This is a genomic window from Tumebacillus sp. BK434 (assembly GCF_004340785.1).
Taxonomy (GTDB): domain Bacteria; phylum Bacillota; class Bacilli; order Tumebacillales; family Tumebacillaceae; genus Tumebacillus_A.
This window is the reverse complement of the sequence record NZ_SLXS01000006.1, coordinates 173468-182082: the sequence shown is the minus strand read 5'-3', so window position 1 is coordinate 182082 and position 8615 is coordinate 173468. Positions and strand designations below refer to the sequence as shown.

At 58.1% G+C, this 8615-nt stretch carries 9 protein-coding genes; 2 read left to right on the top strand and 7 right to left on the bottom strand.

The annotated features are described in order from the left end of the window. Positions 1–125: 125 nt before the first annotated feature. Positions 126–572: an NUDIX hydrolase gene (locus EV586_RS16015; protein WP_132946109.1), complete on the bottom strand. Its 447-nt coding sequence runs from the start codon at positions 570–572 to the stop codon at positions 126–128. Positions 573–624: 52 nt separating this feature from the next. After that, on the bottom strand, positions 625–1503 hold the full coding sequence (locus EV586_RS16010) for a LysR family transcriptional regulator (RefSeq protein WP_132946108.1): 879 nt from the start codon (positions 1501–1503) through the stop codon (positions 625–627). A gap of 120 nt (positions 1504–1623) precedes the next feature. On the opposite strand from EV586_RS16010, the gene EV586_RS16005 reads away from it, so the two are divergent. Continuing rightward, a complete protein-coding gene (locus EV586_RS16005) occupies positions 1624–2880 on the top strand; it encodes an MFS transporter (protein WP_243653058.1) in 1257 nt (418 codons plus the stop codon). Between the two features lie 18 nt (positions 2881–2898). Here the strand turns inward: EV586_RS16005 and EV586_RS16000 are convergent, their stop codons facing one another. The 4 genes from EV586_RS16000 to EV586_RS21660 all read right to left on the bottom strand — a co-directional run bounded on the left by EV586_RS16000 (position 2899) and on the right by EV586_RS21660 (position 7123). After that, on the bottom strand, positions 2899–3396 hold the full coding sequence (locus EV586_RS16000) for an NUDIX domain-containing protein (protein WP_132946106.1): 498 nt from the start codon (positions 3394–3396) through the stop codon (positions 2899–2901). A 424-nt stretch (positions 3397–3820) separates the two neighbouring features. Further along, positions 3821–4663, bottom strand: coding sequence for a polysaccharide deacetylase family protein (locus EV586_RS15995; RefSeq protein WP_132946105.1), 843 nt, complete (start codon positions 4661–4663; stop codon positions 3821–3823). Between the two features lie 159 nt (positions 4664–4822). Further along, positions 4823–6313: an acetyl-CoA hydrolase/transferase family protein gene (locus EV586_RS15990; RefSeq protein WP_132946120.1), complete on the bottom strand. Its 1491-nt coding sequence runs from the start codon at positions 6311–6313 to the stop codon at positions 4823–4825. Between the two features lie 135 nt (positions 6314–6448). Then, on the bottom strand, positions 6449–7123 hold the full coding sequence (locus EV586_RS21660) for a LytTR family DNA-binding domain-containing protein (RefSeq protein ID WP_132946104.1): 675 nt from the start codon (positions 7121–7123) through the stop codon (positions 6449–6451). Between the two features lie 197 nt (positions 7124–7320). Between EV586_RS21660 and EV586_RS15980 the strand changes: the two genes are divergently transcribed. After that, complete coding sequence (locus EV586_RS15980; protein WP_132946103.1) at positions 7321–8214, top strand: acetamidase/formamidase family protein; 894 nt, start codon at positions 7321–7323, stop codon at positions 8212–8214. A 17-nt stretch (positions 8215–8231) separates the two neighbouring features. Here EV586_RS15980 and EV586_RS15975 read toward each other — a convergent pair whose 3' ends face one another. Next, on the bottom strand, positions 8232–8606 hold the full coding sequence (locus tag EV586_RS15975; RefSeq protein WP_132946102.1) for an MmcQ/YjbR family DNA-binding protein: 375 nt from the start codon (positions 8604–8606) through the stop codon (positions 8232–8234). Positions 8607–8615 lie beyond the last annotated feature (9 nt).

The following is an 8615-nucleotide window of genomic DNA, read 5'->3' as shown; positions in this document are numbered from 1 at the left end:
CTTTTTTAGCCATAAAAAATCCCCTCCGGTCAACAAGGATAAGTCCATCTTATCGATGTCCTTTTTCTCTTGTCTACCATGAGGGGATAATACCAGCCTCTGCCTTGGCTTTCTTTCCTCTTGCTTTACCGCTGCAAATACGCACGCAAAATCGGCACGATCGCCGGCGTGATCTGCTCCGGCAACTCCTCCGGGGCAAAAAAGCGCAGTTCGCTGCTCTCTTCGTTCACACGCATCTCGCCGGTATACGACTCGACCACATAGGCGGCCGTCACGTTGCACACTTTGTCTCCGTTGGGGTACTCGTAATACAGCTCCGGCCCGGAGAAAACTTGAAACAGCGACAGCGACTCCACTTCCAAAGCGGTCTCCTCCCGCACTTCCCGCTTCGCCGTCTCCTCCAGCGTTTCGCCGATCTCCATCATCCCGCCCGGCAAGCCCCAATACCCGTTGTCCGTCCGCAGATTCATCAAAATGTGCCCGGCCTCATCCCGCAAGATCGCGCACGCACCGGCCAGGATCAGCGGCCGGCTGCCGACCAGCTCCCGCAGTTCTTTTACATAGTCTTGCATGTCCATCCCTCCTGTATGTATGCAAGAGTAGACGCAGCGCCGCTCGCCTCAGTTACAGCGTTTCCCGCGCCAACTGCCAAAATGCCTGCAGGGCCGGGGATAGCCACTTGTCTTTGTGCCGGACCAGTTGGGTGTACAAGACGATCTCCGGCCCGTCGAACTCCAGCGGCTGCAGACGCCCCTGCTCGATGTCTGCCGCCACCGACATCTCCGGGAGCACGGCGATGCCAAGCCCGCCGATCGCGCATTGTTTGATCGCTTCCACGCTGGAGAACTCCGTTTTGCGCAAGGGATGCACGCCCGCTTTGCCCAGCGCCTGCTCAAACAGCTGCCGATAGCGGCAATCCGTCTCGGTCAACAGCAAGCTCTCCTGCTCAAAATCGGCCGGCCGTACCAGATCCTGCTGCGCCAGCGGATGATCAGGGGCAGCCAAAATGAGAATCTGCTCCGCCTGCAGTACTTCGCTCACCAAGTGCGGCGACTCGATCGGCAGCTCCAACACGACGGCCGCATCGAGTTCCTGCGCCAGCACGCTCTGCAAATCGGCATGGAACCCCGGCCGGAACACCAGCTCCACTTTTGGGAACTGTTGATGCAGACAGCGCAGCACTGGCGGCAGGCGATAGGCGCACAAGCTTTCCAGCGTGCCGATCCGAAGCGTCCCCGACGGTTCCTGCCCTTGCGACACGACCGCTTTCGCTTCTTCGGCGAGGCTCAGGATCTTCTCGGCATAGAGGAGCAACCGCTCCCCCGGCTCGGTCAGCGTCACCTTTTTGCCGCGCCGCTCAAACATCGGCAGACCAAACTCCTCCTCCAATGCCTGGATCTGCACCGTCACGCTGGACTGCGCATAATTCAGCGCTTCTGCCGTGCGGGTAAAACTCAACTCGGTTGCCGCGGTGCGAAATGTCACCAGCTGTTTCAGATCCATCCCTATTCCTCCCTTCAGTTTTTTCGATGGTTTGAATCGAAACGTTCGTATGCACTGATTATATAACGCGAGTAGAATAGAAAACAGCAACATCGGACTCATCGAAACGGAGGAATCATCTTGAAGAAGAAACTGCACTACGGCTGGATCGTTGTCGGCGTCACTTTTTTGGCGCTCTTGGTCACGGCCGGCATCCGCTCCACGCCGGGCATCCTGATGGTGCCGCTGGAAGCGGAGTTCGGCTGGAGCCGCGACGTGGTGTCGGTCGCCCTGTCGATCAATCTGGTGCTGTACGGACTGACCGGGCCGTTCGTTGCCGCCTTCATGGACCGCTACGGGATCAAACGGATGATGATCATCGCCTTGTCGCTGCTGGCGACAGGTATTGCGCTGACCACGGTGATGACGTCCGCCTGGCAGCTCAATCTCCTGTGGGGCGTGGTCGTCGGACTCGGCACCGGGTCGATGGCCAGCGTGCTCGGCGCGATGGTCGCCAACCGCTGGTTTGTCGAGCATCGCGGGCTGGTCGTCGGCCTGCTGACGGCGAGTGCGGCGACCGGACAGCTGTTGTTCCTGCCCCTGTTGGCGCAGCTCTCAGAAAGCGCTTCGTGGCGCGCCACAGCGTGGACGGCTGCACTGGCAGCGCTTTTGCTGATTCCGCTGGTCGCCTTCCTGATGCGCGAACGGCCCCAAGATATCGGTCTGCTGCCCTACGGCGCCGCTGAGGAAGAGCCGGAGCCGGTCAAGCCAAAAGGGAATCTGCTCTTGCAGCCGCTCTTGGCGCTGCGAGAAGCGTCGCGCTCCGGCGCGTTTTGGCTATTGGCCGGCACGTTTTTCTTCTGCGGATTCTCCACGAACGGGCTGATCGGCACGCATCTGATCCCGGCCTGCATCGAGCACGGGATTCCGGTCGTCACCGCCGCCGGGCTGCTGGCCTTGATGGGGCTGTTCGATCTGGTCGGCACGACGATCTCCGGCTGGCTGTCAGACCGCTGGGACAACCGCTGGCTTCTGTTCTGGTACTACGGCCTGCGCGGACTGTCGCTCGTCTTCCTGCCTCTGGCGCTAAAGGCAGGCGGCATGTGGCTGTTTCTCTTCGTCGTCTTCTACGGTCTCGACTGGATCGCCACCGTCCCCCCGACCGTGCGCCTGACCGCCGACATCTTCGGCAAGGAGAGAGTCGGCATGATCTACGGCTGGATCGCAGCCGCCCATCAGCTCGGCGCTGCAGCAGCCGCCTATGAAGCCGGTCTCCTGCACACCTGGTTCCACGGCTACACCTTGCCGTTTGTGCTCTCCGGCATCGTCTGCGTCTTCGCCGCCGTGATGGCGCTGCGCATCCGCAAGCCGCACATGACAAGAGGAAGATCGATCTGATCTTCCTCTTGTTGTGTCTTATTTGAGCAGCAATTGCCCTTGAAACGCCTTCAAGTCGGCAATCACGCGCTCGTGATGCGTTTTCCAAAACGGATCGCGTATTTCTGGAACGTCATCCAGTGGGAAAAACTTCGCCCCGACCGTTTCATCTGTCTCCTGAACGAGTTCACCCGTCCATTCCTCGACTCGAAAAGCAAACTCAAACAGTTGATACGCATCGCCAAACCGGTTGGTGATCGACAAATCGGGAGACGTGTACACCGCAAACGGCACTGCCGACAGCACGCGAAGCCCGGTCTCTTCCAACACTTCCCGCTGCAGGCACTGGAAAATCGTCTCCTCCAGCTCGATCGACCCAGCCGGCATGCCCCACGACCCTTCACCGCGTCGCGCGATGTACAGCGCATCGCCCTGCTCATTCAAAATCACCGCCCGCACAGACGGGATGATCAACTTCTGATGACCGACCCGCTTGCGCAGCTGTCCCGTATAGCTATCCTCCCAAGATCCACCCATTTTTCAAAACCTCCGTTACCTTCGTGTACTACAATCTATCTTATCACGCCCTCACACTCAGCGAGTAGAGACGGCTCATCGTAACTCAGCTGATCACATCTGCTTGAGAAAGCCATTGACTCTTGGCCCAACGCGGGATATAATATAAGCTGTCTACTGCTGAAAGTATTGCATTACATTCCCGCAAGTCACAACGACGATCGTTTGAGAATCGGATTGATAGAGAAGAATTTTGTATACGTTGCTCGAAATGCTTCACACAAGTGAACTAGGATTCAAACAGGCATGGTCTTCGGAGCCATATGGTCGCAAGAGAGGTAGGGCTTGCGATGTTTCCGGTAGTTGAATCTGGTTCTCCTAGACGAATCGAACACAAACAGAGCTTGGTATCGGCCGATACCAAGCTCTTTCTATTTTCTCTGTGCTACTTCAGGCTCTTCACAAACTGGTAGGGAGGCTCTTTCCCGTTGACGATGATGCGGTGCAGTTCATACGCGCCTTGCGACATCGATGCATAGCCGCCTTTGGCCACCGTGCCGAACAGGTAGCCGGCCTCTTTGACCGTGCTGCGGATCTTCGGGCTGTTATAGCCGCCCGGATAGCTGAAGGCAACGACCGGATGCTCCAACCGCTCGTCCAACACCCGCTTCGCTTCGAACACTTCCCGCCTTGCTTGCGCCTCGGGGATTTTGGTCAGGTATTGATGGCTGACCCCGTGCGCTTCAAACGTCACCAGGCCGCTCGCTTCCATCTCCTGAATCTCCCGCCAGCCAACATGATTGGCATCGGCCCCGATCATGTTCGTGGTGAGGAAGATCACCGCTTTCATCTTGTATTTCTTCAACAAGGGATAGGCGATCGTATAGTTGTTCATATAGCCGTCATCAATCGAAAGGATCACCGGCTTAGGCGGCAAGGGACGATTCTCGTACCAGGCTTTGGCCAGATCCTGAAACGAGATCGAGTTGTACCCGTGCTCCGCCAGATAGCGCAGCTGCTTCTCAAACGCATCGGCGGCGACGTACCACACGTCTTGCTTCTGCTGCTTCGAAAACGCATGATATTCCAAGATCGGCACTTCGCTCGTCCAGACTTCACTGCGCGTCGCCGTGCGGATCACGTAGGGCCGGGGCAGTTTGACCGCATATTGAATCCCCTCCGTCACCTGTACCACCTGACCGGCACTAGCCGAACCGACCGCCGACACCTGAAGCGCCGCCAGCACGACCAAGAGCGACAGGCCGCTCCGAAAACGTTTTTTTATCATCTACCCACATTCCCTTCCCCATTCTCCCCTGCATCTTCACTCGAGATGTCGGCACATTCGCCTCATTCCCAATATTTGTTTATGTCGTATTTTATCACAAAAACTGAAAACGCCACAGGAAATTTCCTGTGGCGTTCTCGAGTGTGCAGCTTTCAGCTTTTACATCATTGAGCCGGTCTGCAAATAGTTCGCATGCCAGCCCAACGCTTCTTCCAGTAGATGCGGCGTGTGCCCGCCGCGCTTGACAGCAGCGTTGTAATAGTCGAGCAGGGCATCCTTGTACAGCGGATGCGCGCAGTTGTTGATCACCACTTTCGCCCGTTCGCGGGGCGCAAGGCCGCGCAGGTCGGCGAGGCCCTGTTCGGTGACGATCAGGTCGACATCATGCTCGGTGTGGTCGACATGGGAGACAAACGGCACGATGGAGGAGATCTTGCCGTCCTTGGCGGTCGACTTGGTGACAAACACGCCGAGCAGCGCATTGCGGGCAAAATCGCCTGAGCCGCCGATACCGTTCATCATGTTCGTGCCCATCACGTGCGTCGAATTCACGTTGCCGTAAATGTCGCATTCGATCGCCGTGTTGATGCAGATCAAGCCCAGACGGCGGATGATCTCCGGGTGGTTGGAGATTTCCTGCGGCCGCAAGAGGATGCGGTCGCGGTACTTGTCGATGTTCGGGATCACATCGGCCGCCCGCTCCGGCGACAAGGTGATCGAGCAGGCGGAGGCAAATTTCACCTTGCCAGCATCCATCAAATCGAACACCGCGTCCTGCAGCACTTCCGAATACACTTCCAGATCGGTGCAATCCGATTTCAAGAACCCGTGCAAGACTGCGTTCGCCACCGACCCGATGCCCGACTGCAGCGGTGCCAGGCTGCGCGGCAGGCGCCCCTTTTTTACTTCCTGCTCGAAAAAGTCGATCAGGTGCCCGGCCATCACTTCCGTCTCTTCGTCCGGCGCTTTGATCGCCGAAGTCGAGTCCGATTTTTCGGTGATCACGACTGCCGCCACTTTGTCCGGATCGATCTTGATATACGGCGTACCGATGCGCTGCTCGACCGAAGTCATCGGGATCGGCTGGCGCTGTCCGCGCTGCCCCGGCTCGTAAATGTCGTGCAGCCCTTCCAGCCCCAGCGGCTGGGCGACGTTCAACTCCAGAATGATCTGTCCGGCCAGCTCCGCAAAGATGGACGAGTTGCCAACCGACGTTGACGGAATGATGAATCCTTCTTCGGTGATCGCGACGATTTCCAAAATCGCCACGTCGATCGGCGGCAGGAAGCCGCTGCGCACCTGCTCCGCAGTATGCGAGAGATGCTGGTCGATGAACAGCAGTTCGCCGGCGTTGATTTTGCCGCGCATCTTGCGCTCGTTTTGGAACGGCAAGCGCTTGTGGATCAGGCCGGCTTCGGCGAGCACGCCGTCCACTTCATCGCCGATCGAAGCGCCGGTGATCAGGTTGATTTTTAGTTGTTCACCGCTCTTCTGCACGCGATCGGCCAAAGCCAACGGCACGACTTTCGCGTCGCCGGAGCGGGTAAAGCCGCTGAGACCTACCGTCATGCCGTCTTTGATCAGCAGGGAAGCTTGTTCAGAACTCATTATTTTATCGAAAAAAGCTCGATTTCGTATCCGTTGTTCCATCATCTCTATGACCCCCAATGACCATATGATAACGCTTTCACAATTCTAGCACCGGCAGGAAGAGCTCGTCTCGCTTTTGGCGCAGAACAGCAGAATCGGGGGTCAAAACAGAAAAAAGGAGGCTGTTTGCCTCCTCTAAAAGCCGAGCAAGCTGCGAAACGCGCTCGCATATTTTTGACTGACCGGAAGCTTTGATTCCGGCTCGTCTTTCATCCGCAGCAGAAAGGTCGAATGGAAATGGCGCTGGATCTCGCCGATCCAGCCGATGTTGACGAGAAACGCGCGGTGGCAGCGAATGAACTGGTGGCTCGGCAAGAGCCATTCCAGCGCCTGCAGGGTCTGTTTGACTTTGAAGACTTCCGTTTGGGTGTGCATGTAGGTCGTGCCTTCGTTGCTGGAGAAGTAGGCGATCTCGCTTTCATGCACCGGCACGATCCGGTTGTCAGCATGGCCAGCGATGTATTCCACACGTGGGATCGCCGGAAACAGATGTGAGCGCTCCGGCGGTACGATCAGGGTCATCGCGCCGATCACGCGGTTGTGTTCATCATAGAGCGGCGTGCCCAATCCGTAGTACGGGACGCCAAACAGTTCGGGCGACACGAAATGAGCGACTTTGTTCCCCGCCGCCAGCGTCTGTTCGGCGATCGACCCGTGCTTCAACGGGTCGCCGGGATGGATGTTCAAGTTGATCGCACCGCTGGGTCGGTATAACAGGTATTGAGACTGATCGGACAGCGCAATCGATGCCTCTGCGGGCAGGAGCTGGCTGATCGAGCTGACCATTTGCTGATAGGCTTGCAGATTCAAGTTTCTCACCTCATGCCCCTATTTTACCACCATGTGCAGCCACTGTTGCACGTTGCGATCGAAGAAGTTGCCAAGCAGTATCAACGTAAAATCTGCCCAATCGACTGCGAAAAACTGAAGCAGCCGCAAGGTGCCGCTTCCACTCAGGTCGAAATTAGGATACAAGAACATAGAACTGCGAAAAAGAGGTGTCTGCCATGTACCGAGTATCAAAACGCGAGCTGATCTACGCGATGTCGGCCGAGCATGCGCCCGTGCTGACGGTGGAAGACGGCGCGCGTGTGGTGTTTGAGACTTGCGATTGTTTCGAGAATCAGATTACGGCAACCGATACGCCGTTTGCCGAGCTGGACTGGGACCGGATCAATCCGGCGACCGGCCCGGTTTTTGTGGAGGGGGCAGAGCCTGGCGATATCCTGCAGGTGCAGATCGAACAGATCGCGATCGGCGACCGCGGCGTGATGGTCACCGGACCGGGCCTTGGCGTGATCGGGGACTTGCTGGAAGAGAACGTGATCCGGATGATTCCGATTCAGGACGGCACGGCCGTTTTTTCTGAGCGCTTGTCGTTACCGCTGAATCCGATGATCGGCGTGATCGGCACCGCGCCGGCCGGCGACCCGGTCTCCTGCGGCACGCCCGACCGCCACGGCGGCAACATGGACTGCAAAGTGATCCGGGAAGGCACGACCTTGTACTTGCCGGTCAACGTGCCGGGGGCGCTGTTTGCGCTCGGCGACCTGCACGCAGCGATGGGCGACGGCGAAGTCGGCGTCTGCGGCGTGGAGATCGCAGGCGAAGTCACGGTGACCTTGACGGTGGTCAAAGGCAAAACGTGGCCGCTGCCGATGGCGAAGACGGACACCCACCTCTACACCATCGCCTCCGCGCACCTGCTCGACGATGCGGCGTCGACGGCGACCCGGAACATGGTGCAGTATCTGGAGACGGAATGCGGCTTGAACAAGCATGAAGCGGGCGCCCTGCTCAGCATCGGCGGCAATCTGCAGATCTGCCAGGTCGTCGACCCGCTGAAGACCTGCCGCTTCGAACTACCGCTCGCCATCTTGGAAAAACTGCAGCACGAATAAAAAATGACGCCCTGTCGCTAGGGCGTCATTACTTGTTTCTGCAGGCGCTTCGGCGCGCTGCGCAGGTAGCCTTCGGTGATCAGTTCTCCAATCTCGTGCCAGTCCAGCGCTGAGTTCGTATCCAGCGAGACCCAGCCGTGCTGCCCGATGTACGGCGTCTTCGTGAAGCCCGGGCGTTGCAGCAGCACTTCCTGCGTCTCCTTCAGCACTTTCAAGGAAAGCGAAGTGCCTTTTGCGCTTTCGCCCATCATCACAAACGGCTTGTCCTGCACCCGAAACGACGTATGCCCAAACTTGTCCACCGCCTCCGTCGCTTCCGGCAGCCGCAGCGCGATCTCGCGCACCTGCCCGACAAGGGCTCGGCCGCACTCCGACGTGATCTGTCTTTCCATCCTGCTCCC

Coding starts and splice junctions, on each gene's coding strand:
- EV586_RS15975 (WP_132946102.1), bottom strand. CDS start 8,606: ATGGAAAGACAGATCACGTCGGAGTGCGGCCGAGCCCTTGTCGGGCAG.
- EV586_RS16015 (WP_132946109.1), bottom strand. CDS start 572: ATGCAAGACTATGTAAAAGAACTGCGGGAGCTGGTCGGCAGCCGGCCG.
- EV586_RS15990 (WP_132946120.1), bottom strand. CDS start 6,313: ATGGAACAACGGATACGAAATCGAGCTTTTTTCGATAAAATAATGAGT.
- EV586_RS16000 (WP_132946106.1), bottom strand. CDS start 3,396: ATGGGTGGATCTTGGGAGGATAGCTATACGGGACAGCTGCGCAAGCGG.
- EV586_RS15980 (WP_132946103.1), top strand. CDS start 7,321: ATGTACCGAGTATCAAAACGCGAGCTGATCTACGCGATGTCGGCCGAG.
- EV586_RS16010 (WP_132946108.1), bottom strand. CDS start 1,503: ATGGATCTGAAACAGCTGGTGACATTTCGCACCGCGGCAACCGAGTTG.
- EV586_RS15995 (WP_132946105.1), bottom strand. CDS start 4,663: ATGATAAAAAAACGTTTTCGGAGCGGCCTGTCGCTCTTGGTCGTGCTG.